The sequence below is a fragment of the Cytobacillus oceanisediminis genome (assembly GCF_004366035.1).
GTDB lineage: Bacteria > Bacillota > Bacilli > Bacillales > Cytobacillaceae > Cytobacillus > Cytobacillus oceanisediminis_C.
The window spans coordinates 118,724-145,383 of sequence record NZ_SOEE01000005.1 but is presented as its reverse complement, the minus strand read 5'-3'; the positions used below and the strand labels follow the sequence as shown (position 1 = coordinate 145,383).

The following is a 26,660-nucleotide window of genomic DNA, read 5'->3' as shown; positions in this document are numbered from 1 at the left end:
GAAAAGCGAGGGGAGTTTATGAAAACAGAAAAACAAGGAAAGAAAGTGGTAACAGATAGTAAGAAACCAGGGATTGCCCAGCGATTTCTCAATGGAGTCGAGAAGGTCGGCAACAAGCTCCCGGATCCGTTTATATTATTTGCCGGGCTCGCAGTGCTTGTCATTATTGTTTCAGCAATCTTTAGCGCTTTTGGGGCTACTGTTGTCCATCCAGGATCTGGAGAGGAGCTTGCAGTTAAGAACCTGGCATCTGCAGAAGGCCTGAATTTTATTCTGACATCCATGCTCGATAACTTCACCGGATTCGCGCCTCTTGGCCTGGTTCTGTCCATGATGCTCGGGATCGGGCTTGCCGAGAAGGTCGGCATGCTGGATTATGCCATTAAGAAAACGATTTTAAAATCACCGCCGGCATTAATCACGTACACCGTTGTGTTTGTTGGGATCATGGGGAATATCGCATCAGATGCTGCGATGGTTCTGGTGCCGCCGCTTGCCGCAATGGTCTTCTATAAAATTGGCCGAAACCCGATTGCCGGTTTGGCTGCAGGGTATGCATCCGCCGGTGCCGGTTTTACGGCAAACCTGCTGATCGCGGGAACCGATGCACTTTTGGCAGGGATTTCAACAGAAGCTGCCAAGATTATTGACGAGAGTATTGTCGTAACACCAATTGATAACTGGTATTTTAATATTGTTTCCGTATTTGTTTTAACCATTGTCGGCGGACTTGTCACGACGAAATTCATTGAACCGCGTCTTGGAGAGTATAAAGGGGCTGAGGTTAAGGAAGCTGTAAAAGAAGATCCCCCTAACGCAGGTAAAGCCTTACGGAATGCAGCCATTGCTGGATTTGCATATATTGCCCTTATTGTGGGAGCGATCCTTATTCCAAATAGCCCGTTAACCAATGAAGATGGCGGACTAGTTCCATCTCCATTCCTGGATGGCATTATTCCAATTATTCTGTTCTTCTTCATCATTATTGGTACTGTATATGGTATAACAGTTGGAAACATTAAGAGCAGTAAAGATGTTGCCAATTTTATGGCTGAATCTATGAAGGATATGGCATCTTATATTGTCTTAATCTTCGCAATCGCCCAATTTATCGCTTACTTCAGCTGGTCTAATATTGCAACCTGGGTAGCGGTTAACGGAGCTGAATTCCTGAAAGACGTAGAGTTTACTGGAATCGGACTGATTATTGGTTATATTATTTTTACCGCCTCCTTGAACTTCCTGATCACTTCAGGTTCAGCCAAGTGGGCACTTGAAGCACCTGTTTTTGTACCGATGTTTATGCAGCTTGGCTACCATCCTGCATTTACGCAAGTGGCTTACCGTGTGGCGGATTCATCTACAAATATCGTAACACCGATGATGCCATATATGGTTATTGCGCTGTCATTCATGCAGAAGTATGACAAAAAAGCCGGTATCGGGACATTTATCAGCTTAATGCTTCCATACTCAATTTGTTTCTTGCTGACATGGATTATTATGATTCTAGTGTTCGTCTTCTTTGGAATCCCGTTTGGTCCGGGAATCGGCCCTTATCTATAAGAATAGGATGTGGTTAAAAAGTGAGTAACCTCGAAAATCAATTAAAAGAGTGGCGTCGTGATTTTCACCGCTATCCAGAGGGAGGGTTCCTGGAAATGCGGACAGCCTCCATTGTTGCATCGATCCTGGATGACCTTGGCTTCCAGCTGGAGATGGGCAGGCAGGTAATGGCATCTGATTATTTTATGGGTAAGCCGAATCAAGAGGAAACAGCCGCACATTATCAATGGGCTCTCGAAAATGGTGCGAAAAAAGAGTATATCGAAGCTTTTACAGACGGTTATACAGGCATTGTCGCGACTATGGATACCAAAAAGGATGGCCCGGTGATAGCATTCCGTGTTGATATGGATGCATTGCCGATCCATGAATCAGAGGCAGACAGCCATTTTCCGCAAAAAGAAGGATTTAGGTCTGCAGTTCCGAACACTATGCATGCCTGCGGACATGATGCCCATACAACCATCGGACTTGGCCTGGCAAGCTTGATTGCTGAAAATAAAGACAGCCTTAAGGGGAAAATCAAATTGATTTTTCAGCCTGCCGAGGAAGGCACCCGCGGGGCTCGTTCAATGGCTGAAGCCGGAGTTGTCGATGATGTCGATTATTTAATTGCCTCACATGTCGGCACAGGAGTTCCAGATGGACATTTTGTAGCATCAAAGAACGGATTCCTGGCCACGTCAAAGCTTGATGTAACGTTTAAAGGAGTTTCTTCCCATGCAGGCGGAAATCCGGAAGAGGGTAAAAACGCTTTGCTTGCCGCCGCTTCTGCTGCCCTGAATATTTACGCTATTCCGCGTCATTCAGAAGGGGCAACCCGCATCAACGTGGGTGAATTGCATGCAGGTTCAGGCCGCAATATCATCGCAGATAAAGCTTTGCTGAAAATTGAAACACGCGGGGAAACGACTAAAATTAACGAATATGTTAAAGCCCAGGCCGAAGCTGTTATCGCGGGATCAGCCCAAATGTACGGAGTAGAATACGAGATTCAGACTGTGGGCGAGGCCATAAGTGCCCATGGAACAAAAGAGCTGGCTTCCGTCTTGCATGGCTGTGCACAAGAAGCTTCCTATATAAAGGAAAGCATCCTTGAAGACAATTCACCTGCAGGCTCTGAGGATGCAACATTTTTCATGGAGCGTGTTCAGCAAAATGGAGGACAGGCGACATACTGCATTTTCGGTACAGAGCTAGCAGCAGGCCATCATAACGAAAAGTTTGATATCAATGAAGGCACGATGATGAATGCCGTCCAGCTGCTATTTGAATCTATAAAAAAATTGAATTAAGGAATGGATGAGGCAGAGCTATCTGCCTCATTTTCTTCATGAGATCAGGGAGGAGTGTTGAAAATGAAAGAATGGCTGGATAAGCATCTGAAAGCGTTAAATTTAACAGACAGCATGAACCAGGCTGAAGGGTTCTGCCGGTTAGGCTACACGGAAGAAGAATGGCGGGCCATTGATGTATTTGTTTCCATTGCTGAGGATATCGGATTGAAGGTTCAAAGAGATGAAGCTGGGAATGCAATTGCCCGCTGGGAGGCCGAAGATTCATCACCTGCTGTTGCCGCAGGTTCTCATGTGGATACCGTAAAAGGTGGAGGAGGCTATGATGGAGTGGCCGGTGTCCTTTGCGGTCTGGCTGCCGTAAAGAAACTGAAAGAAGAAGGATTCGAACCTGTTATACCAATTGAAGTCATTTGTTTTGCATCGGAGGAATCCTCCCGTTTTGGCGTATCAACCATTGGCAGCAAGGCTATGAGCGGCCTTCTTAATAAGAAAGAAGTGGAGGATGTAACTGGTGAGGATGGCATCACCATCCGCCAGGCAGTCGAGGGCATGGGTTTGTCGTGGGAAGCTATTGAAAAGGCTGAACGGCCGGAGAAAGCAATAAAAAGTTTTATTGAGCTTCACATAGAGCAGGGGACCAGAATTGAAGATGCAGGGGCAGACTTTGGAGCAGTGACGGCAGTTGCCTGTCCAATCCGTTTAAAGATAACCATCAAGGGACAGATGGGGCACACAGGCACGACGCCGATGGGCAAGCGTAAGGATGCCTTTGTCGCGGCTGCACCACTCGTTCCATTTATATCAGAGACAGCTCTTTCTTTATCGGATTCCAATGCGGTGCCGATTGTGGCAACAGCAAGCACCTTTGAACTAAAGCCGAACGCCATGAATGTGATTCCCGGAACAGTTGAGCTTGGAGTCGATATCCGCAGTGTGGACGATTCGCTGAAAAAAGAGATGGAGGAGCTCATACGTAAAAAATGTCATCAGCTTTCTGAATCTTTTGGTGTTAAAATAGAAGTAAAAACGCTTGTTCATAATCCATCCGTTCAGCTGGATGAGGCAGTGATGCGGAAATTACAGCAATCAGGTGAATCTTTAGGGTATAAGGCATTGGTGCTTGAAAGCGGTGCAGGACATGATGTCATGAACATGGCGGCTAAGTGGCCATCAGGGCTTTTATTCATCCCCTGCAAAAATGGGCTCAGTCATCATCCTGAGGAATATGCCTCTATTGAAGATCTGGAAATGGGAACAGAGATTATCGCTCAATATTTAAAAAATGAAACAAGCATATAAAGAAAAAGCAGGTGGAAAAGAAATGAAGATTCGCGTTGGGGTAGTGGGACCGGGAGACTCCGTTGGACACATTCTTGCCTTGTCGCGTGAATACAGCGAGCTTGAGATGATTCCATACATTTATAAGGAAACAAAAGAAACGGAAAAAATTATCAGGGAACATAAAACGGAAATCGATTTGTGGTTTTTCTCCGGACAGGCCCCTTATTATTACGCCCGTTCAAAAGGGCTGATCGGGGAGGAAAACGCCCATTATCCCCCTCTATATGGCTCCAGTCTGCTGGGAACACTCCTGGAAGCGCATATCAGGGAAGGAGGATTTCAGCAGGCAAGCCTGGACACCATTCAGGAATCGGAGCTTGATATTCTAAAGAATACATATTTTTTAGGAGATTTAAACATTCAGGCTTTTTCCTATAATGAGTACGAACCAGCAGAGGAAATCATCCGTTTTCATAAGAGGCTTTTTGAGGAAGGAAAAACGGAGGTAGCATTGACTTGTGTCCAGGAGGTCCATGACCGGCTGAGGGAACAGGGAATCCCATGCTACCGGGTCGTCCCTTCTCCTGTCGCCATTAAACTTGTACTCCGCTACTTAAGGGAAAGAGGCCAGTCCAATTGGTATAAGCGCTCCCAGATAGCGATTATGGGAATGGAAGTCGTTCACTCTGCAAGCTCACTGGAAGAGCAGCATTTCACCTATGAAATGAAGCGGCACGAGCTGGAAATCAAGCAGGTCATGCTTGATTATGCAGAAAAAGTGCAAGGCTCCTTTGTGCAGATCGGGGATGGTCTATTCTTTATTTATACAACCCGGGGCGAAATGGAAATGCATTTTCAGGAAGCCTCCATGTACTCTCTTATAGAAGAAGCAAAAATCCACAGCAAGCTAAAGGTAAGAATCGGTGTCGGCTACGGGCTGACGGCATATGATGCAGAGCAGAATGTCCGTCTCGCCCTCCAATATGCCCGGGATCAGAAAGCTTCGCCTGTGGTTAGTATTGATGAAAACAAGCAAATTAAGGAACACCTTTCGGAAAGCGGCGAAGAGGCGGTTTCCTACCAGCAGCGCATTTGGGGAGAGGAATGGGAAGAACGCTTTAAGGGCGCCAAAATCAATCCGGCAATCGTATCCAAAATCGAATACCTTTCAAGGCACTATCAAAAAAAGGTTGTCACTGCGCAGGAAGTCTCAAGATGGCTGAAGAACACCGAACGCAACTCGAGGAGGATTATGGCGGAGCTTGAGCGGCTCGGGCTTGCCAAAGTGACGGGCGAAGAACAGCCTGGGCAGCGCGGGCGGCCGCGGAAGGTTTATGAGTTGAAGCTTTAAGCCCCTGTTTTAAGGTGAAGTCAAGAGAACGTGCGAATCGAAAATGATTGACTTTCAGTAAGGTTCCCCCTAATTTCCAGAGTATCCTCTGAATTATGGGGGACTTTGATTTTTCGGGAAAAGGGAAGTGGAGAGATATATAAAATGGCCATTTCAATCAAACGTTTGATTGAATTTGTAAAAACAAGAGAAATAGCAAGAACCTTCAATGCCTCTTGCACCTAAATCCTATACTTCCGCACCCGCCCAAATCAAAAGGAAATGATCAACTCCAAGTTGCTGTGCAGAATTTCGCGTCGATAGAAACAAAAAAATTTCCAAAGTAATTTGAATTTTTAGTTGTTGACTTTAAAACTACTTTCAATTATTCTAAAAGGGAATATAATATGTAACCGGTTACATAAGGATATACAAAGGTTGATTATCAGGCTTTAACATAATTTTTTAATTCACAATTGTTAGTGACAACCTTTTATAGTCATTTATGTAACCGGTTCCATACTATTGTGACTCTGGTTATCTTTTATACTATCAATTTCCTAATATATGTTGAATGGCAAGGGGGGAGTAATCATTCATCGATTCAATTAGTATATAAAAAAACTTTTTAGGGGGAAAAGTGATGAGAAAATCTTTTTTAGCCATATTAAGTCTCATTTTGGTTTTGGGTTTACTGGCGGCTTGTACGAACAAAGAAGAAGCAGGTCAGGAAGATAAAAAAGAAAAAGGGGGAGCCACAACAATCCGTATTGTAATGAAGGATGATAACAGCTCTAACCCTGTATCAGAAAAATATTATGATGCGATTGAAAAAGGGCTCCTTGAAGATGAAAATATTAAAGTGAATTTTGAATTAGTCGACCTCCCGCAAGGTAACTATGCTGAGAAGTTAAACTTACTGCTCAATAGCGGCGATATTCCTGATATGATTTATTTCCAGGGCGGGGATCAAGCCATGGCAGATCAAGGTTTATTAGAGGATTTAAGACCATATATCAAGGAATCAAAATATCTAAAGGATATCGTTCATCCATTTAACGAAAAAAGACTTGAAAATTATCCTTACTTACTATGGATTAAACCGCTTGCTCCTAAAGTTCCTGTCATTAGAGGAGACTGGTTTAACAAAATGGAAACTTCCAAAGCACTAATGGAAAATCCAACTGTGGACAATTACTATGCATTTTTCAAAGAATTAGTTAAAAAACAGCCCGGTGGCGATAAACCTAAATATGCCATTACAGTTGCTGGTGACATTGCAGAAATAGACTATATGTTTGATATGGCTTTTGGGATCGATAAGACTTGGCTGCAAAAAGAAGATGGCTCTTATGAATACGCAAGAGTTTCAAAGCAGCAAAAAGAAAAGCTTGAATTTTATAATAAGTTATATAAAGAAGGACTTTTGGATCCTCAATACTTAACAAAGCAATGGGATACGAAAGAAAAAGCATTCTTTGATGGGGAAGCTGCGATCATCCCTGGTACAGCTGGTAAAGTTATCGATATTTATGAAGGCAAAATGCTTCAAGTGAGCGGAGAAGAAGCTTCACTAGTCATGCTGCCGCCTGCGAAAGGCGAATACCAAGGCTTTGGAGCTACGGATGTTACAAAAGAATCAAGGGGTATTGCAGTCTCTGCTAATTCTGAGAATAAGGAACTTGTGTTTAAGATTCTAGATTATATGGCAAGCCCTGAAGGACAAATGATCGACCGCTTCGGATTCGAAGGCGATCATTATAACGTAGTGGATGGAAAGCTCCAGCTGACTGATAAATATTACAGTGAATGGTTTGCTAGATTCTGGGAGCCAGCAGATTATACGCCGGCCACTCCAGTGGATGAAACTACACCATTACTAAGCGAAACTGCGGAAAAATCACTTCAATCAGCAGAAGAGTATTATGCAGAAGACAATAGCTTCATAATCCCGGAAGAATATGTCGCTAACTGGGATGCTATGCAAAACCTGTATATGGAATTTACAACGGACATCATTACTGGCAAGCGTCCTATCTCTGATTTCGATAAATTCGTTAAAGAGTGGAACGAAGCAGGAGGAGAACAGATTACAGAACTTGCAAATAAAAATTTAAGATAATACAAAAAAATAGTGGAGACTCCGTTCTCCACTGTTTTTTTAGAAAACTTTAGCATAGGGGGAACTCATTTGGGTTTCGAACAATGGTATAAGCGAGTATATGGCTGTTTAATAGGATTATCAGTGGGTGACGCATTGGGAGCTCCAACCGAAGGCTTGGCTTTGGAAGAGATACGGGAAAAATACGGATGGATCAATGACTTTGTCAATGATGATCCAGTTGGAACAGATGATACTGAATACACAATGCTGACAGCGAAAATCATCTTAAAATATGGAAACAAATTAAACTATGAGGATATGACAAGAGAATGGACTAACTATCTTGTTTCTCAGGAAGGCGGCTTTAAAGGCGGCGGCTTTAGTGAAGTAGAGGCTATCTTTAATCTTCGAAAAGGTCTTGCTGCCCCTGTCACAGGTGTTGATAATCACCAAATGTGGAGTGACGGAGTGGCCATGAGAATTTCTCCAATTGGCATTTATTGTGCAGGTAATCCGGCAGAAGCGGCCAGATTAGCTGAGATTGAGGCAAGAGTCAGCCACGACCGGGATGGAGTATATTGCGGTCAAGCTGTAGCGGCAAGCGTTGCTTATGCCATGACGGGAGACGATTGGCAAAAAGTAATTGAAACAGGGATGAACCATATACCTAAGGATTCCTGGACATATCGGAAAATCAGCGAGTCTGTAGAAATTGGCACAAAGTATACGAATGTTCAAGATGCTTTGGAAGAGCTCTACAATAAAATCTCCATTTTCTACTATCCTTGGGCCGATATGGGGCCGGAAGCTAGTCCGCTCGCATATGGTGTGTTTGCTGCAGCAAAGGGTGAGTATATTCCTGCTGTACTTGGCGGAGTCAATATTGGAAGAGATTCTGATACGATTGCGGCTATGAATGGTGCAATGGCAGGAGCATTACATGGTGCCGATGCTGTACCAAAGGATTGGCAGGAACGCATTAATATTATTCGCGGCCGTTGTGTTTTGGCCACGAAAGGGATAGATGTCCGTGATATTGCCAAGGATTTAACAAACGTAATTATAGGAGGAAAAGAGTAATGTCTTATGATAAAATTTACGGTTCCCTTCTCGGTCTAGCAATGGGTGATTCGGTAGGCTTTGCTGCAATGTATCATAGATCACTCGTACTTCCTCCTAAGCGGAGAAATCGTTTATGGAGCTTTAGCCAAATTACGGATCGGCATCGGATTAATAAAATCTCATTGCCCTTCACACATGCAATGAGTGAGGAAATCTTAGATTTTTGCGGAACGGATGATACAGAATTTGCAATCGTTGCAGCCCAAATGATTTTGAATTGCGGAAATGAACTGACCGAAGAAACATTACTTCTCGGCTGGATGAAATATATAGTAGAAGCTGAGCAGGAAATTTGGAGTGGAGTAAGTGAGAGAGCTTCTATTGAAAACATCAAAAAAGGAATCCTTCCCCCGGCATCTGGCAATGACAATCCGCATCACTATGATGATGGCTCTGTTTCACGTGCGGTTCCAATCGGTCTTATCTATAAAAATCAGCCTGTAAAAGCGGCAAGTATTGCGCAAAAAATGGCTTCCATCACAAATGCTGAGGATGGTGTATATGCAGCCCAGGCAATGGCTGCCAGTATAGCTTCGGCTCTATCAGGTGCTTCCCCGCAGGTAATAGTGGAAGAAGGATTAAAATACGTACCGGAAAATTCCTGGATTCGCAGAAAAATGGATATCGCCCTAAATGTACTGGAAGAAACCAATGGAGACGGGCTTGCAGCCATACCGCTATGGCATAAACGAGTAGTCAATGCAGTCTATAACTATGCAAATATTGCTCCAGAAACACTCGCAGTAGCCTATGCCATTTTCCTAAGTACAGAGGGGGATCTCCAAAAAGGAATTCAGCTGGCATCCTTACTGCCGAAACAGTCCGATAGTATGCCTGCAATGGTAGGTGCTCTATCTGGAGCTTCGCAGGGAGCAAGTGCAGTCCCGGAAACTTGGAAAGAAGCATTAGATGAAATTAAGGGAATTTGTATTCCTAGTTTACAGGGAACATCACTGAAAGATGTTGCTGCCAAATTGGCCAGCTATGCCAATGCTTAACGTCTAACAATAAGTAAAGAGAGATGCACGATTTACTCTAAGAAAAGAGGAAAAAATGATCGTGCTACTTATCTTTAACCTCGTTGCGATATAAACTATACAAATTGAAATAATATTTGGTTGACACGGACTGGCGTTAAACGGTAACATAGGAATATATAATGTGTAACCGGTTACATGTCTTATTTTTTTGAAAAAATATGTAACCGGTTACACATCAAGAGGTTGATCGAAAAGAAAACAGAAAAAATCCAGTTAAAAGAGGTTATAACATGACTAGCAGTGATGTACGTATTGTTTCTCCGTGCGGGATATTAGGATATGGATTTCCGGAAGAGTCTTTTAACAGGGCCTTTGAGAACAATCAAGAGATTCATGGAATTGTTGTGGATGCAGGGTCGACAGATGCAGGTCCGCATAAGCTCGGAGCGGGTGTCGCGATTGTGAGCCGCCGGGCTACCAAAAAGGATTTGGATATCATCATTAAAAATGGTGTACACCGGGAAATTCCCATTGTTATAGGATCTGCTGGCGGAGCCGGTGCCAAGCCGCATATTGAATGGACGCTGGATATCATTAAAGAAATCCTGGCAGAACGCTGCTTAACAGCTAAAATTGCAGTGATTTGGTCCGATTTTACACAGGAAGAAATTATAAAGGCAAACCAGGAGGGCCGAATTAACCCTCTAACGCCAAACATTCCGGCTCTTACCGATGAAGTCATTCAAGAAACAAACAACATTGTTGCGCAGATGGGACATGAGCCCATTTTGGAGGCTCTTGAAAACGGAGCAGACATTGTTGTCTGTGGAAGAGCATATGATCCATCGCCATTTGCGGCAGTTGGAATTTACCACGGTAAAGATTCTGGTCTTGCTTACCATCTTGGCAAAATTTTAGAATGCGGGGCCCTATGTGCTGAACCAGGCACAACGAAGGATTGCATCGTTGGAACATTAAAGGAAGATTCCTTCACCGTCCAATCCTTGAATCCAATTCGCAAATGTTCGCCGATTAGTGTGAGTGCACATACCTTCTACGAAAAAGAACATCCATACATTTTACATGGGCCAGGCATTATCCTTGACCTTAGTCAATGTGAGTTCACACAAGTGAGTGACGGAGTTGTCGAGGTTAAGAATAGCAAACTGATAAAAAATGATCAATATTTCATCAAGCTGGAAGGTGCACGAAAGGTTGCATATAGAACCTTTGTTATCGCAGGTGTCCGTGACCCCATTTTAGTGGAGAATATTGAAGAAATTGAGGAGCTTGTGATGGAGCAGGTAAAGGACTATTACGAGGACATCCCTGAAGAAGATTATTCTATCCACTTCTATAATTATGGAAAAAATGGAGTACTCGGTTCAAGAGAATGTGCACCATTCCAAGGACATGAGATTGGTGTCATGTTTGAAGTGGTTGCCAAAACACAGGAACTTGCAAACAGTATTTGCTCGAGCGTAAGATCGACATTTCTCCATTACGGATATGAAAATCGGAAATCAACAGCTGGTAATTTAGCCTTTCCCTTTGCACCAAGTGATATAGAGTTTGGACCTGTGTATGAGTTTTCTCTCTATCACCTAATGGAAATCACTGAAAGCCCATTTGTTATTGAGTATTTGTAAGGGGATGAAAACATGGCCGCTTTATTTGAACTAGCTAAAGTATTACGAAGTAAAAATGCAGGACCATTTGAGCTGACGTTCGATATTTTATTCGATTCCAAGGAAGTCTATGAGCGAGTCAAAAACTCAGGGAAAATCAATGAGCAAACCATTTGTGCGCTGTATAATCTCACCGCGGAACAGATTGACCATCTCGTTTTCTATGATCAGGCACTTGGAATTAAGATTACGATTTTAAGAGATATCTCCTCTGGAACAGTCGGAGACCGGGATGTATATGGGGCACAGCAGCATGCACCGTTAATGAATATACTGATTGATTAGGATGATGAACATGCAGAGAATAGCCGTTGTTGGAAGTATCAATATGGATTATTTTATTGAAAGCGAGGTACTGCCTAAATTAGGAGAAACCGTCCTGGGTGAGAATTTCTTTTTATCCATTGGCGGCAAGGGGGCCAATCAAGCTGTGGCAGCTGCCCGTCTTGGCGGTGATGTGTCTTTATTCGGATCGGTTGGTGATGATGAGAATAGTGATCTAATTATCAAAAAGCTGGAAAAGGAGAATATCAATCTTGTAAATCTCCAATCTGTAAAAGGATTGCCTACAGGAGCAGCGTTTATTGAGCTTTGTCAAAGTGAAAATCGCATCATTGTGGTACCTGGAGCAAATACACATACCAACGTTGACTATGTAAAAAAAACTGCATCAGAGCTTCTCAACTACGATGTGATTGTATTTCAGCTCGAGACACCGTTAGACATGATTGAGTATCTGGTTCCGCTCCTTTATGAACAAGGAAAAACGATTATTATCAACCCAGCGCCGGCACAAACACTCAGTCAAGAGCTGCTTAACAAGGTGACCTATGTCACACCAAATGAACACGAGTACAAATTGGTGTTTAACACGAATGATTCAATGGAAGAGCTGCTTAAAAAGCATCCGAATAAATTAATCATTACATGCGGATCAGAGGGAGTACGTTTCTTTGATGGAAAAGAAATCAGATTAGTTCCTTCCATTAAGGTAATTCCGGTTGATACAACGGGAGCAGGAGATACCTTTTCAGGAGCTTTCGCAGTTGCTATTGCAGAAGGGAATCGCCTTGAAGACAGCATACGTTTTGGCAACATAGCGGCTGGGATATCGGTCACTAAAAAGGGTGCTCAAACGGGAATGCCCAAGCGAAATGATGTGACTCAATTTGTAAAGGAAAAGGAGTATAAAGATGAAAAAGGGCATACTGAAGCAAATTAAATCAAGCTGGGTCCTATACCTTATGCTTTTTCCAGCCCTCCTTTATTTTTCGATCTTCCACGTCGTTCCATTAATCGGAATGAAGCTGGCATTTCAGGATTACCGGATTATCGGTGATAATGTTTGGGTCGGATGGAAGCATTTTAAGATTCTATTTAGCTCCCCAGCCTTTTTGGATGTATTAAAAAATACCATCATTATTAGCGTGATGAAGATTGTATTCTTTTTTCCAATTCCGATTATTTTATCATTATTGATCAATGAGGTAAGAGTCGGGAAGTTTAGAAAATATGTACAGTCAATTGTTTATCTTCCTCACTTTTTATCATGGGTCGTTATTGCGGGGATCTGGATCGCATTTCTGAATCCGGAAGATGGCGGAGTCAACGTGATTCGCAGCTTTTTCAACATGCCTTCACTTGATTTTATGACAAGTAAGGACCATATCCGCTGGGTATTGGTGTTCCAGGAAATATGGCGCAGTGCCGGATGGGATTCCATTATTTACTTGGCAGCCATACTAAAAATAAGTCCTTCTCTCTATGAAGCAGCCAAAATTGACGGAGCATCTAAAATACAGCAAATGAGATACATTACGCTGCCGTCTTTAACTTCAACAATCATGACAGTCTTTATTCTAAATCTTGGATTCTTCATGAATGCCGGTTTTGACCAGGTCTTTAATATGATGAACACTTCTGTCATCAGTGTAATCGACATTTTAGACACTTATGTATATCGGATCGGTCTCTTAAACGGCCAATATGCTTATGCAACGGCAGCGAGCCTTTTCAAAGGTGTAATTGGGGTTATCTTAATTTTGAGTACACACTTTATCTCAAAACGATTTACCGGTAAAGGTGTTTGGTAGGAGGTGGGACAATGATGAATAAATTAAAAAAATTGAGTGTTTCAACCATTATTATTTACAGCATTTTGTTTTTAATTTCATTAACAGTGCTAGTTCCGCTTCTTCACTTACTAGCAATGTCGTTATCAGATCCTCTCAAGGTCCATAAGCTAAGCGGCCTGGGAATCATACCTGAAGGATTTTCACTCATTAACTATAAAATTCTATTATCAAATCCGCTAATTATAAAAAGTATTTTTAATACCTTATTAATAACCATTGTGGGTACAGCCGTGAATCTATTGCTTACTGCAATGACAGCCTATGTGCTGGCGAGAACGAAATTTCCCGGCCGGAATTTTGTAATGATTTTCTTAATTGTCATCATGGTATTCGAACCAGGATTAATTCCTGAATACTTACTGGTGAAAAACCTGGGATTGCTGGATACGTATGCGTCCCTCATTCTTTATAAGACCATAAATATTTTTTACTTGTTTATCATGATGAGATTTTTTGAGGATGTTCCTGAAAGTATTTTGGAAGCAGCCCGTATGGATGGGGCTGGGCACTTCCGTATTTTTACAAAAATCATGCTGCCTTTATCCAAGCCAGCTTTGGCAACAATGGGTCTGTTTTATGGAGTTTATCACTGGAACGAATACTTCCGGGCGACAATCTACTTAACGGACACTGGCAAATGGCCGCTGCAGCTTGTTCTTCGGCAATTTGTAGTAGAACGTGATAACACATCCCTGTTAGGAGCACAAAACTTCCTATCTTATGATCAAATAGCAACCCTTGATTTTGCTTCCCTGCAAGCAGGAACAATTATCATCTCGGTTGTACCTTTACTGCTGATTTATCCATTGATTCTAAAGTACTATGCGAAGGGTGCTTTTGAGGGTGGAGTCAAAGACTGATTTTTACGCTCTATGTGGAATAGATTAAAAAATACACAAAAGCGAAGTGTGTAGAAAAAAAGGGAGTTCTTCATATGGTTACTTTTAAAGAACGAGTTAGAGGTGTTGTTATATCCACAGCATTAGGGGATGCAATGGGAGCACCTGTTGAAAAATTAAGTTATGAAGAGATTAAAAAAATGTATAAGAGGGTTGAGACACTCCGTACCAAATGGTACAAGGAAGATTATCCGGCTGATATGAATTTAGGCAGGAAAAGGGGCAACGGCACAGTTACTGACGATACCCTTATGACTGTTGCACTCATCAACGTCTATAACAAAGAAAAAAGACATATAGATGCATATGACATGGGGAACGAATTTGTGAAGGAAATAGCTTTCAGAAAAACGTATATCCCTGAGTTTGGCAGAGAAGCGCTCATTATTGACCGTCTATTCTATCCGGAAAAATATATTTTCATGCGCCATGTATTAGCCAATTGTGAGCCGCGTGAAGGCGGAATTGGAAATATGATCAACTGCGGGGCTGCGATGTATATTGCACCTGTTGGAATTATCAATGCTGGAAATCCGAAGGCTGCCTATGATGAAGCAATTTTGTTTGCGATGGGGCATCAGAGCAGCTACGGTTTGGAAGCGGCAGGTGTACTGGCAGCTTGTGTGGCAAAGGCGTTTGAAGAGAATGTGACAGTAGATGAAATTGTCGAGACAGCCCTCTATTTTGCTAAGGATGGAACAGAGAATGCGATTCGTGATTTAACCGACACTGCTAAGAAATTACGTTCGGAAAAGGCTGATATGGATACAGTCATTGCCACATTCCAAAGTGTGATTGAAAAGTATTCGCCAATGAAAGACGATGTTCACCGTAAAATTGAGAAGGTTGGTGTTCCTTCAAATCATTATACGCCAAGCAGGCTTTTCTCCATTGAAGAGCTGCCGATGGCTCTGGCGTTTATGGTGTTAAACGATGGAGATTATTACGGGTCCATATTAGATGGCATCAACTCAGGCCGTGATACAGATTCTATCGGAGTTATGGCCGGTGTTATTTTAGGTGCCATGTATGGAGACAGTGTTATTCGTTCTGAGGACGTTGAGCTTTTGCAAGAAACAAACAAAATGAATTTAATCCAGGCAGCAGACCAATTTTCAGTGACTGCTAAGCTGATTATTGAGCAGGACCTGCAGCTAAATGAAAAAAGAAAAAACATACTTTAAAAAGTACTTTTGGGGACCAGGAGTTGAATATATTGTTACCTGAAAACTATTTAGAAAAGGTGTATGCCGGTTTCTTAGGAATGAATGTGGGAATCCGGCTTGGTGCACCATTGGAGCCAAATGAATGGTCATATGAAAAAATACTAGAAATTCATGGTGATATACGAGGGTATGTGAAGGATTATAAAACCTTTTCTGCAGATGATGATGCAAATGGCCCGGTTTATTTTATCCGGGCATTAATTGATGACGCACGCGGGCGGGAACTGACACCACAGGATGTTGCAAGAGCTTGGTTAAACTATTCGCGTGAAGGAATCGGTATGTTTTGGTGGGGTGGAGACCAGATCAGCACAGAGCACACGGCTTATTTGAATCTTAAAAAGGGTATCCCTGCACCACAGTCTGGTTCGGCAGAAGTCAACGGCATTATTATGGCTGAGCAGATTGGGGGGCAGATTTTTATCGATACATGGGGATTGCTGTTCCCGGATAATATTCAAAAGGCAGCTGAATATGCAGAGATAGCCGCAAGTGTGTCTCATGATAAAAATGGGCTATACGGGGCCCGTTTTATGGCAGCGTGTATTTCGAAAGCCTTTTCAGCTAAAAGTATTGATGATATTATCGAAGCAGGATTGTCCGTGATTCCAAAAGATTCCACGTATTATGCTGTCGTGAAAGCTGTGATTGATTTTTATCAGAAGCACCCTGAGGAAGAGGATTTCAGAAAGTGCCGTCAGTATTTAGAAAAAGAGTGGGGCTATGACAAGTACACTGGAGTATGCCATATCATCCCCAATGCCGGGGTATGTGCCCTTGCCCTAATGTATGGAAAGGGGGATTTGGCCCGAACAGTTGAAATCGCTACTATGTGCAGCTGGGATACGGATTGTAATGCAGGAAATGTTGGAACCATCGCAGGAGTTTTCGCCGGGCTTGATGGAATTCCAGGACACTATCGTAAGCCAATTAACGATATGATCGCGACATCTAGCGTGTCTGGCTACTTGAATGTGCTGGATATCCCGACCTTCTGTAAGGAGCTTGCCGTTCTTGGCTATCAAGTGAATGGGCTGGAAGCTCCTCAACGATTGGCGGAAAGCGTTCGAAACGGTGAAGTATACTTAGATTTTACCTTGCCGGGATCAACTCATGGTCTTAAGACGAATAATGGCTTTAAGACGCTATTGCGTCCATGTAGTGATGTAGGGATTGAGGAAGCCCGAGGTTCATTGTCCGTTCTTTTTGACAGATTTATAGAAGGCGATTCAAGTAAAGTATTTTACAAGCCATTTTATCGCCGTGAAGAGTTCAACGATGAAAAATATAAGCCGACTTTTGCACCTACTGCATACAGCGGACAAAGGGTTTCTGCAAAGGTTTTTATGGATAAATGGCAAGGCGGGGCGGATGTTTATTTGACTCCTTACATCCGCAATAGTTTTACAAAGGAAGACTTAAAGCTGGCCCCCGTCACATTAAGCCATCAGCAGTGGCTTGATATTGTATTTGTGATACCAGAAACTGATGGTGCATTGATTGACGAGGTTGGCTTTATTGTCGAGAGCCCTTCTCCTGCAGATAACCGTTCATTTGGAAAGTTTTACATCGGCGAGTTTCGAATCTTTGGGAATGCAGATTACTCCATCGATTTTGCCAAACAATCCGTGGAATTCAAATGTGTAACACCTTTTGCTCACCACCGTGGTGAATGGGCACTGGAAGATGGTTTCATAAAGGCTGCTGCAGGTGAGGAAGATGCTTCTTCCTTTACAGGGAACTATTATGGCCGTGCCCTTGAACTGGAAATAAGCTTTCAGCCTGTTTCTGGTAAAAGCCACGGGGTTATTCTTAGAGCAATTGGAACAGAACGTTATTATTGGGCAGGATTTGATGGTAACAATCAGGTCTCGCTAATAGAAAATAATTTTGGTTTTAAGCGTTTAAAAACAGTTCCATATGGATGGAAACCTGAAGCTATATATGATTTTAAAGCTGTCAGCAAGGGAACTGCTGTTCAGGTCGAAATCAATGGCGAGCTAATCCTGGATTTCGATGGCTTGGGAAATGCATATGGAATGATTGGCTTTGGCCTGCTTGAAAAAGGGGAAACAAAAGTCCATCGTTTCCATGTAAAAGAAACGAACGAATAGCTAAAAACAGAAAAATCCTTTTAAAGGAGAACTTTTATTGAGAGAGAAACAAACAACGATTCGAGATGTTGCAAGGGAGGCAGGGGTATCCGTAGCAACAGTATCCAGGTATTTAAATAATAATGGATATATCAGTAAAAAAGCGGAGATGAAGATTCGGGAAGTGATGGAGCGCCTAAACTATCATCCAAATGAAATCGCAAGAGGATTGGCGAAAAAGAAAACCCGGACGATTGCTCTGATTATCCCTGATATAACAAACCCATTTTTTCCTGAACTCGTCGTGGCAATTGAAGAAGTGGCGAAATCAAAGGGTTATAGCATCATCTTAGTAAATACACAAGTCGGGGATATGGACGATAATCATTTTTGGACTCAGCTTCAAAACCGATATGTCGATGGTTTTATTCTGGCATCGTTTGAAATGAGCGAAAAGGTCATAAAGGCTATTGAAAAATTAAAAATACCGTTTGTAAGAATTGACCGGGCAGCTGAAAATAACACCTTTGACTCGATTGGATTAGATAATTATAAAGGTGCCAAGCTGGCTGTTGAACACTTGATTGAGGTAGGCTGCAAGAAGATTGCTCATATCAGCGGGCCGAAGTCGTACCCTCCATCTTCTGAACGGAAACGCGGATATGTGGAGACAGTCACTGATAGGGCCGTTAGGGATGGAAGAACTTCACCGGAGGATTCGGTCATCGTGTATGAAGGAGACTTTACGCTGGAAAGCGGCAAGCTGCTGACACAAATCCTTATGAACCAGCATAAGGATGTCGATGGAATATTCTTGGGCAATGATTTAATGGCGATCGGCTGTCTCAAAGCTCTTAAACTAATGGGCTATCAAGTTCCAAAGGAAGTGGCCATAATTGGCTTTGACGGAATCAAACTAACCGAAATGGTGGAACCGGAAATTAGTACAGTTGAACAGCCCATTTATGACATCGGGGTCGTATCCACTAACAAACTTATTCGTAAAATTGAGGGATTAGAGAACGATAAATCGATCCTGGATGAAACCTCGCTGGATATTCGTCTTGTTACAAGACAATCTACACTTGGGTTTGGGAAATATAGATGAATCTAAAAAGTGTAGGAAAGCTTTTCTTTATTTATTCTATCCATAACGCTTTTTAAGGTTTATCGATTAAAACGACTTTTTCACTACACAAAGCAATGCAATTCATGCATCTAATCTCTCCTCATTTGTGGAGATATTCTCGGATAATATGCAGAAATTTTTGCGGGGATCTGAGGTATTTTCTTAAGAAGGGATTAATAAGCTTGTTTGGAAATTTAAAAATTATTAGACCGCTGATTCTATCGGCGGTTTTTTTTGTTGCAGTAAAAGCGTCTGCAGGATGCATGAGTAAATCTCTTAATCTCCAAAAATGCTTTTTAATTGTACTTATCATACATTCTGAAAAGTGTAGTGCTTTGCAGAGGTCTCCTATATTGAAGTGAATGCAGTCGATTGCTCGGGAGGGAGTAGTGTTTAAAGTCCTAATTTCCTGAAAATTCGACTTTTAATTAGTTAGTTTAAGGGTTTATGTGATATAGTTAACTTATTACTAGGTCATAATAGTTAGTTATAAATACTGAAATGGTAAACCATTTGTAATGGAGGTCTAAACTTGTTAACAAATCATCTCGATTTTCGTCTTGAGCCTAAGGTAAGGGAATTGTATGAAGAGCATAAAAAACGTGCTGAAAAAATAGACTGGGGTTATCACGAATTTCTCCCATGGGATAAAGCGCAGGATTTCCGCCGTGTTCCCTGGGATGAGAGTCAGGTGACACTTCCGGAGTCCGTCATTACGGCTGTGGAGACAGCGCTTTTAACAGAAGTGAATCTTCCATGGTTCACCTCTTATTTGGACCAGACATTTAAAGGTTCATTGACAGTCATTAAGGAATTTGTGCATACCTGGACAGCGGAAGAGGATCAGCACTCCAATCTGCTTGAAACCTATCTATTAATCACGCGTAATGTCCATCCGGGCAGACTTCACCAGCTTCATAAGCAAACAGTGGAAAATGGCTGGAATCCTGATTTCCATACGCCATTTGAAACGATGGTTTATACCTCCATGCAGGAACTGGCCACCATGGTATTTTACTATAATGTGGCAAAGGTGGCAGGGCCTCATGATAAGGATTTGTCCAGCATGCTGAGGCGTTTGGCCAAAGATGAGACTCTGCATTATACTTTTTACAGGGACGTTATTAAATATCATCTGCAATTAGAACCTAATTATTGCTACTACCTGGGGAATGTCATCATGAACTTTAAAATGCCTGGTGCTGTCATGCCGGACTTTGAAGATCGGATGGCTATCATCGCAAAAGAGGCCAATTATGGCCCGCTTGAATATTTTGATCAGGTCCTGGATGTCATTATAGAGTATTGGGAAATAGAAAAGCTGAGACCGATTGCACCGGAAGCAGAGAAAGCAAGACTTGATATCCTAAAGTATCATGCTCGCTTAAAAAGGGTAAGGGATCGGTTTTACAGCAAGAAATAATTTGTAGAACCGGCGAGGCTGGTTCTATTTTTATTTGAAAAGAACCGAATTGTGAACGCTGCAAATAGAGTTTTCCAATCTGCAAATAGAAGGCAAATCTTGCAAATAAAGTATTCAATTCTGCAAATAGAATAACAGTCTTGCAAATAGAGAGCAAAAACCTGCAAATAGTACCCTATTTCCAATAAAAAACTCCGCACCGATAGTTTTTCATTCCTATGAATCGGGAAATTACCTCAATAAAAACAACCTGGAGGTAATGAATATGCTTCAATTCATAGAATCCCGCTCTCCTTCTACTATCGCCATCGCTTTTAATGGCAATGCAACCACGGAAGATGCTGAAAAGCTGGATCAATACGTGGGAGAAAATTTTAAAGATGACCAGAAGTTCAATATTCTGGCCATTATGACTGATGTAGACGGAACCACTTTCCAAGGTGCCACGGAAGGAATGGAATTTGATATAAAAAGATGGAAACAGTTTAATAAATTCGCTGTTGTCAGTGACAAAGACTGGATAGGAACTGTATCGAAGCTTACAGACTACCTGCCTGGCATTAAAGTTGAATACTTTGAAGGCCATCAGCTTGAGGAAGCATGGACTTGGATTAAAGAGTGAGGAGTTATCCTTACATTTGATGGATTCCCTTTGCAATCCGGAAATGAAATAAGGAAATGTCAAAAGGGCCGGTTTCAATTGAGCCGGCCTTTTGTGTGCATCCAAAACAATTAATGCCCGAGACTCTATCGTTCATGCACTTTCAGTTTCTTGGCCTTTTTTACAACCGTCGATTGGTCAATCTTTAAGGCTTCGGCCACTCTTCTGGTGGTTTTATACTTTTGGAAAGCGGTTAATAGCATGTTCCTTTCTAATTGCTCCACGGCTTCCTTCAGGGGGGTGATTTCTTCGCTTTGGATGTTGGGACTTGAGGCTTCGGTCATTTCGCGGATTTTTTCGGCTTCGATCGTATCCCCGAGAGTGTTAATGACCAGTCTTTCAATCATATTTTGCAGTTCTCTAATATTCCCGGGGTAGTTGTAATCATATAGCGCCCTGATGGCTTCTTCGGAAAAGGTCTTTTTCATCTTATATTTATTATTCATGCTGTCAAGGAACATATTGGCGAGGAAAAGCAGGTCTTCCTTACGTTCTCTTAATGAAGGGATCGTAATGGGTACAACGTTCAGCCTGTAAAAGAGGTCCTCCCGGAATTGGCCGGCCCTCACCAGCTCTTTAATATTCTTATTGGTGGCTGCAATGATTCTGCAGTCTACTTTAAATGATGCCGTTCCCCCGATTCTTCTTACAGTACGGTCATCCAGAACATGCAGAAGCTTCACCTGCAGGCTCACAGGCATGTCCCCGATTTCATCCAGGAAAATGGTGCCGCTGCCGGCAGTTTCAAACAGCCCTTTTTTCCCATCCTTTAGCGCACCTGTGAACGCCCCCTTTTCATAACCAAAGAGCTCTGATTCGAGCAGGTTTTCAGGTATGGCCCCGCAATTGATGGAGATAAAGGGCCGGTCCTTGCGATTGCTGACAGAGTGGATCATATTAGCCATATATCCTTTGCCGACACCGGTTTCTCCCAATAACAAAACGGTTGCGTCCATATTGGAGATATGATGAACAAGCTCAATGATATTTTTCATGCCTGGGCTTTCAGAGGCAACCTTGCCGCGCTCCATCCGGGTACGCTTCATTAATTCCTGTTTCAGCCACTCATGTTCTGCCTGAAGCCTTTTTAGGTCCGATGCCAGCTTATTGGTTTCTGTGATGTCTTTAGATATATTGATAATCTTTTCGATTTTTTTGTCCTTATTAAAGAAGGGAGTGCCGGTTACCAGGACCGTTTTATTGGCAGCTGTTTTCTGTATGATCGTGACCCTTCTTTGCTTGCGGATCACTTCACAGGTTACCGATGTGCTGAAAAACCCTTGTTTTTCAAGTAAAAAGGCGTTTTTTCCAATGAGTTCAGATTCCGGTACGCCAAAAATTCTTTCACAGGATTTGCTGAGTCTCGTAAATATCCCTTCTCCATTGGTAATGGTGATCGCGCTATGGGTAATGTCCAGTATAAAATTTAAATCTTCAAAGGCTTGCTTATATGTTTCCAGCTGATTTCTCTTCATAAAAACCCCCGCTTCATTTCGGTTGATGACCAAATTCATCAGCACTTGATGACTTTTTTCATCACAAATAATAGGACAGACCTATAAACACAGTGATAATCAATGGAATGAAGCTGGCACGCTTCTTGCAAGATGAAGTTAAATAACCATTTTTAATTTTCTAAAAATTATACCATTGGCATCATGAGCAATGCCAGGGTAAAAACCATTTTAATAAAAAGGGGGAGTTTGGTTGGAGATTAATCTCAGCCGGGTGATGAACGATTTTGAAAACATAATAGGCTTTACCAGCACGCCGGGCAATGGCTGTACGAGATTCTCGTACAGTAAAGAGGATCGTAGAGTCAGAGAATATCTTTTTGCCCGCATGGTGGAGCTGGGGATGGACATAAAGGTTGATGCCATCGGAAATATCAGGGCTACATACGGAAAAGAACTGAATAGGCCTTCCATTATGATTGGTTCCCATCACGATACGGTGAAAAATGGAGGGAAATATGACGGGTTAACGGGTGTATTAGCAGCACTGGAAATTATAAGAGTATTAAAAGAAGAGAAGGCAGAATTGCAGCAGCCAATTGAATTGGTAAGCTTCGCAGAAGAAGAAGGCTCCAATTTCGGCATAACCATGCTTGGCAGTAAAGTGTTTGCCGGAAAATATAATTTGGAAGAATTAAAGGCAATCAAGAATTCAGAGGGAAAATCTGTTTACGAAACAGCTAAAGATTTTGGCCTTGAAATTGATCAGGCAGAAAGAGATATTCTCCAAAGAGGGGAAATAGACGCCATGATTGAGCTGCATATCGAACAGGGGCAAATACTCGAAAGCCAGCAAAAATCAATTGGAATTGTCCAGGCTATTGCCGGTATGAGAACGTATAAGGTGACAATTGAGGGAGATTCGAATCATGCAGGGACCACTCCAATGGACTTAAGATCAGACCCATTGGCTGGTGCAGCTGAAATCATCTCCCAAGTTCGAAAAATGGCTAAATATGATGCATTGCCATCAACAGTGGCGACAGTCGGGAAAATAGAGTGCAGGCCAAATATTCCAAACGTGATTCCTCAAAAAGTCGAATTCTATGTAGATATCAGAGATGTTGAAGCTAAGGGAGTTAAGATTGTTTCCGGGAAGCTTGCCCAAAAGGTAGAAGAGGTGTCTGATGAGTTCTCGTTAAAAAGCACGATCGAGCTGGTTGGCAAATCCAGCACAGTTGAGCTTTCTTCCCGGCTTATTGAAAAGATTGAGGAAACGGCAATCGAGAAGGGATTTGATCATTTAAAGCTGAATAGCGGTGCTGTACATGATACTGCAATGTTAAGCGGATTGACTGATATAGGTATGATTTTTATACCGAGCAAGGGAGGAAAAAGCCATTGCCCTGAGGAGTATACAAGTGAAAAAGACATTAAGGCAGGCTGTGATTTATTGCTGAATGTCGTGAGAAAGCTGGCATGCAAAAAAACGGAAAAGCAGAAGATCTAGAATGCCTGCTTTTCTCTCTTTTTACGTTTTTTATTTTACAGATAATTTGTAATATTAAATATTATTAAGGGGATGAAAAAAATGTCAGAAAAGCTTTTTGAAAGATTACAGGAGATTTATCCGGAGATGGTGAGTTTTAGAAGGGATCTTCACATGTATCCGGAGCTGTCCCATCATGAGGTGAATACTCCTGAGAAAGTGGCATGCTTTCTTGAAAATTTGGGATTGGAAGTGAAAAGGAACGTTGGCGGCAGAGGGGTAACAGGATTATTGAAGGGCGGTAAGCCTGGGAAGACGGTTGCATTGCGTGCGGATTTTGATGCTCTTCCGATTCAGGAAGAAAACGAAGTGGAATACAAATCCCGAATTCCTGGGGTTATGCATGCTTGCGGACATGATGTTCATACCGCAGCTCTCCTGGGTGTGGCCAAAATATTATCAGAAGTGAAAGATCAGCTTGAAGGAAATGTCCTGTTTATTCACCAATTTGCTGAAGAAGTGATTCCAGGCGGAGCGAAGTCGATGATTGAAGACGGTTGTCTTGATGGAGCTGACGTCATCTATGGCGCTCACGTCTGGTCCACGAATCGGACAGGCACGATCGGAGTAAGGGAAGGCGATGCCATGGCAGCGGGAGATACCTTTGAGATTAATATATTTGGAAAGGGCGGACATGCTGCGACGCCGCATTTGACTGTTGATCCAATTGCAGCAGGAAGCCAGCTCATTTCAAATCTTCAGCAGGTTGTGGCAAGGAAGGTGGATCCTGTGAAAACAGCAGTCGTGTCTGTAGCTGCTTTTAACAGCGGCACCGGGTTTAATGTCATTCCAGACAAAGCCAGGATTACCGGAACAGTCCGGACGTTTGATGAAGATGTCCGCAGCATGATTGAAAGCCTGATTGGGGAAATGGCCCACTCGACCTGTAAGGCTGTAGGGGCAACCGCCAAGTATGAATATGTCAGAGGCTATCCGGCTGTAAAAAATCATCCCGATGAAACAAAAAGGATTGAAAGGCTGGCCGGAAAGATTGTGGGCGAAGAAAATGTCATTCACATGCCGGCGCAAATGGGCATGGAGGATTTTGCATATTATCTGCAAAAGGTTCCCGGAACCTTCTTCTTTGTTGGAGGAAATTCAGAAGGAATTGAGGAATTTCCGCATCACCATCCACGCTTTGATGTGGATGAACGTTCCATGATTGATATTGGGAAAGTGTTTATTTCCGCAGTGTTCGATTATCTGTCTGATGAAGCCGCTGCTGAACGCAAGCCTGCTAAAGTTCAGTCTAATTGAAAAAATAGGAGGTCATGGATATGGATGATGTTTTAAGGTTTGCCAATAGCACTCCGGTATGGCTTTTTGCCGGCATAGTTGTAGCTATTGTTATTTTTCAGGCTCTGATTTTCATCCGGATCGCTTCCCAGACAGCCCCAAACATCGGTATGACAAAGGATGAAACAAAAAGGGCTTTGAGAACAGGCTTTATCAGCAGTTTAGGACCTTCTTTTGGAATTGCAGTGGTCATTATCTCTCTTATTGCCGTCCTTGGCGGTCCGTTCACATTGATGAGGATAGGAATCATAGGCTCAGCTGCAACTGAATTGACCGCAGCTGGTATTGGGGCAAATGCATATGGTGTAGAACTGAATTCCCCTAATTTTGGTTTGGAGGCATTTACGACTGTTGTTTGGACCATGTGCCTTGGGGGGACAGGCTGGCTGATTTTTACTGCTCTTGCGACAAAATCTCTGGGGAAAGTGGAAAAGAAAATTGTCAGCACAAATGCCAAAATGATGACCATCGTGTCGACAGCTGCAATGCTCGGAGCATTTGCTTACCTTGCCAGTCAGCAAATGGTGAAGGGGTATAGTGAGACGGTTGCTGCCATAGCTGCAGGTGTATCGATGATGGTTATTCTTACATTTGCAAAAAAACGGGAAATTCGCTGGCTGCAGGAATGGGCGCTGGGCATTTCACTTGTCATCGCATTGACTATCAGCTATCTGACAACACTTATTTAGGAAAGGGGATGTACTATGTCAGTACCGACGAAAGCTGGAGTAACGGAAGCGAAGTTTGAAGTAAGAGAAACAACCATGAGCATGCAGGGATTCCATGGCAAGGCCGATTTTTGGGGGCAAACCACTCTTTGGATGCTGATTGTAATGTCATTGGTGCCGCCGATCTATTTTTCATTCATACTGGGCTACCATCCAGGCTGGGGAGCCATTGCAGGGGGATTGATCGGATATGCAGCCTTTATCGGGATCATGTGGTTTCTCGAGCCCATTACTTATTATCCGGTGCTTGGGAAATCCGGAACCTATATTGCGTTTTTGACCGGTAATATCGCCAATATGTGCCTTCCGTGTTCAGCTGCCGCTCAGGAGTCGATAGGAGCAGAGCCCGGTACAAAAAAAGCAGAGGTTGCTGGTACGCTGGGAATTGCTGTCGCTTCCTTAACAAACATTGTCATTATCATCGCGGTTGTGTTAAGCGGTTCGTATATCCTGACTATCATCCCGCAATCCGTTCAAAATGCCCTTCAATTTATTCTGCCTGCAATTTACGGAGGGGTTTTAGGGCAATTCGCCCTTAAAAAGCCTCTGTATGGATTGGTTGCTTTCGTAATCGGTATGGCTGTGCTGTTTGCGCCGATTTTCAGCTTGATCAAAATCGTTCTTTGTGTAGCCATTACCATTATTGTCGTTCTCTTTATTGAAAAATCAAAAAGCGGTGTGCCGGAGTAAGCTTTCAC

General features: G+C 42.7%; 22 protein-coding genes. 21 read left to right on the top strand and 1 reads right to left on the bottom strand.

The window, feature by feature from the left end; genetic code table 11:
* Positions 1–18: 18 nt before the first annotated feature.
* From DFO72_RS13940 to DFO72_RS13860, 17 genes are all read left to right on the top strand, one after another.
* Positions 19–1,566, top strand: a complete 1,548-nt coding sequence (locus tag DFO72_RS13940) for an AbgT family transporter (RefSeq protein WP_113882268.1) — start codon at positions 19–21, stop codon at positions 1,564–1,566.
* A 20-nt stretch (positions 1,567–1,586) separates the two neighbouring features.
* On the top strand, positions 1,587–2,861 hold the full coding sequence (locus DFO72_RS13935) for a M20 family metallo-hydrolase (protein ID WP_113882267.1): 1,275 nt from the start codon (positions 1,587–1,589) through the stop codon (positions 2,859–2,861).
* Positions 2,862–2,924: 63 nt separating this feature from the next.
* Positions 2,925–4,163 carry a M20 family metallo-hydrolase gene (locus tag DFO72_RS13930; protein ID WP_113882266.1) on the top strand — a complete coding sequence of 413 codons (1,239 nt, stop codon included), beginning with the start codon at positions 2,925–2,927 and terminating at the stop codon, positions 4,161–4,163.
* A 22-nt stretch (positions 4,164–4,185) separates the two neighbouring features.
* Positions 4,186–5,496: a hypothetical protein gene (locus DFO72_RS13925; protein ID WP_113882510.1), complete on the top strand. Its 1,311-nt coding sequence runs from the start codon at positions 4,186–4,188 to the stop codon at positions 5,494–5,496.
* Between the two features lie 622 nt (positions 5,497–6,118).
* Entirely contained in the window at positions 6,119–7,597 is a 1,479-nt protein-coding gene (locus DFO72_RS13920; RefSeq protein WP_113882265.1) for an extracellular solute-binding protein, read from the top strand.
* Positions 7,598–7,666: 69 nt separating this feature from the next.
* The gene (locus tag DFO72_RS13915; RefSeq protein WP_113882264.1) at positions 7,667–8,659 is read left to right on the top strand and encodes an ADP-ribosylglycohydrolase family protein; all 993 of its coding nucleotides are present in this window, start codon (positions 7,667–7,669) and stop codon (positions 8,657–8,659) included.
* Entirely contained in the window at positions 8,659–9,699 is a 1,041-nt protein-coding gene (locus DFO72_RS13910) for an ADP-ribosylglycohydrolase family protein (protein ID WP_113882263.1), read from the top strand. The genes DFO72_RS13915 and DFO72_RS13910 overlap by 1 nt, the downstream gene beginning before the upstream one ends.
* A 272-nt stretch (positions 9,700–9,971) precedes the next feature.
* Positions 9,972–11,330, top strand: a complete 1,359-nt coding sequence (locus tag DFO72_RS13905) for an acyclic terpene utilization AtuA family protein (RefSeq protein ID WP_113882262.1) — start codon at positions 9,972–9,974, stop codon at positions 11,328–11,330.
* A 12-nt stretch (positions 11,331–11,342) separates the two neighbouring features.
* Positions 11,343–11,654 (top strand): DUF4387 domain-containing protein, encoded by a 312-nt coding sequence (locus tag DFO72_RS13900; RefSeq protein WP_113882261.1) that lies wholly within the window; start codon positions 11,343–11,345, stop codon positions 11,652–11,654.
* A 10-nt stretch (positions 11,655–11,664) separates the two neighbouring features.
* A complete protein-coding gene (gene rbsK / locus DFO72_RS13895; protein WP_113882260.1) occupies positions 11,665–12,591 on the top strand; it encodes a ribokinase in 927 nt (308 codons plus the stop codon).
* Positions 12,563–13,462, top strand: a complete 900-nt coding sequence (locus tag DFO72_RS13890; protein ID WP_113882259.1) for an ABC transporter permease — start codon at positions 12,563–12,565, stop codon at positions 13,460–13,462. Before rbsK ends, DFO72_RS13890 begins: the two co-directional genes overlap by 29 nt.
* An 11-nt stretch (positions 13,463–13,473) precedes the next feature.
* Positions 13,474–14,364: a carbohydrate ABC transporter permease gene (locus DFO72_RS13885; protein WP_113882258.1), complete on the top strand. Its 891-nt coding sequence runs from the start codon at positions 13,474–13,476 to the stop codon at positions 14,362–14,364.
* 74 nt (positions 14,365–14,438) lie between these two features.
* Positions 14,439–15,587 carry an ADP-ribosylglycohydrolase family protein gene (locus DFO72_RS13880; protein WP_113882257.1) on the top strand — a complete coding sequence of 383 codons (1,149 nt, stop codon included), beginning with the start codon at positions 14,439–14,441 and terminating at the stop codon, positions 15,585–15,587.
* Between the two features lie 32 nt (positions 15,588–15,619).
* On the top strand, positions 15,620–17,743 hold the full coding sequence (locus tag DFO72_RS13875; RefSeq protein WP_113882256.1) for an ADP-ribosylglycohydrolase family protein: 2,124 nt from the start codon (positions 15,620–15,622) through the stop codon (positions 17,741–17,743).
* A 37-nt stretch (positions 17,744–17,780) separates the two neighbouring features.
* Entirely contained in the window at positions 17,781–18,830 is a 1,050-nt protein-coding gene (locus DFO72_RS13870) for a LacI family DNA-binding transcriptional regulator (protein WP_113882255.1), read from the top strand.
* Positions 18,831–19,383: 553 nt separating this feature from the next.
* Positions 19,384–20,274 (top strand): acyl-ACP desaturase, encoded by an 891-nt coding sequence (locus tag DFO72_RS13865; RefSeq protein WP_113882253.1) that lies wholly within the window; start codon positions 19,384–19,386, stop codon positions 20,272–20,274.
* Positions 20,275–20,539: 265 nt separating this feature from the next.
* The gene (locus DFO72_RS13860) at positions 20,540–20,896 is read left to right on the top strand and encodes an STAS/SEC14 domain-containing protein (protein ID WP_113882252.1); all 357 of its coding nucleotides are present in this window, start codon (positions 20,540–20,542) and stop codon (positions 20,894–20,896) included.
* A gap of 125 nt (positions 20,897–21,021) precedes the next feature.
* On the opposite strand, the gene DFO72_RS13855 is transcribed toward DFO72_RS13860, so the two are convergent.
* Positions 21,022–22,410, bottom strand: coding sequence for a sigma-54 interaction domain-containing protein (locus tag DFO72_RS13855; RefSeq protein WP_113882251.1), 1,389 nt, complete (start codon positions 22,408–22,410; stop codon positions 21,022–21,024).
* Positions 22,411–22,642: 232 nt separating this feature from the next.
* On the opposite strand from DFO72_RS13855, the gene DFO72_RS13850 reads away from it, so the two are divergent.
* The 4 genes from DFO72_RS13850 to DFO72_RS13835 all read left to right on the top strand — a co-directional run bounded on the left by DFO72_RS13850 (position 22,643) and on the right by DFO72_RS13835 (position 26,652).
* Positions 22,643–23,899 carry a Zn-dependent hydrolase gene (locus DFO72_RS13850; RefSeq protein WP_113882250.1) on the top strand — a complete coding sequence of 419 codons (1,257 nt, stop codon included), beginning with the start codon at positions 22,643–22,645 and terminating at the stop codon, positions 23,897–23,899.
* Positions 23,900–23,980: 81 nt separating this feature from the next.
* Complete coding sequence (locus tag DFO72_RS13845; RefSeq protein WP_113882249.1) at positions 23,981–25,195, top strand: M20 family metallopeptidase; 1,215 nt, start codon at positions 23,981–23,983, stop codon at positions 25,193–25,195.
* 20 nt (positions 25,196–25,215) lie between these two features.
* Positions 25,216–25,923 carry a DUF5058 family protein gene (locus tag DFO72_RS13840; RefSeq protein WP_113882248.1) on the top strand — a complete coding sequence of 236 codons (708 nt, stop codon included), beginning with the start codon at positions 25,216–25,218 and terminating at the stop codon, positions 25,921–25,923.
* Positions 25,924–25,938: 15 nt separating this feature from the next.
* Positions 25,939–26,652 (top strand): small-conductance mechanosensitive channel, encoded by a 714-nt coding sequence (locus DFO72_RS13835; protein ID WP_113882247.1) that lies wholly within the window; start codon positions 25,939–25,941, stop codon positions 26,650–26,652.
* Positions 26,653–26,660: the final 8 nt, after the last annotated feature.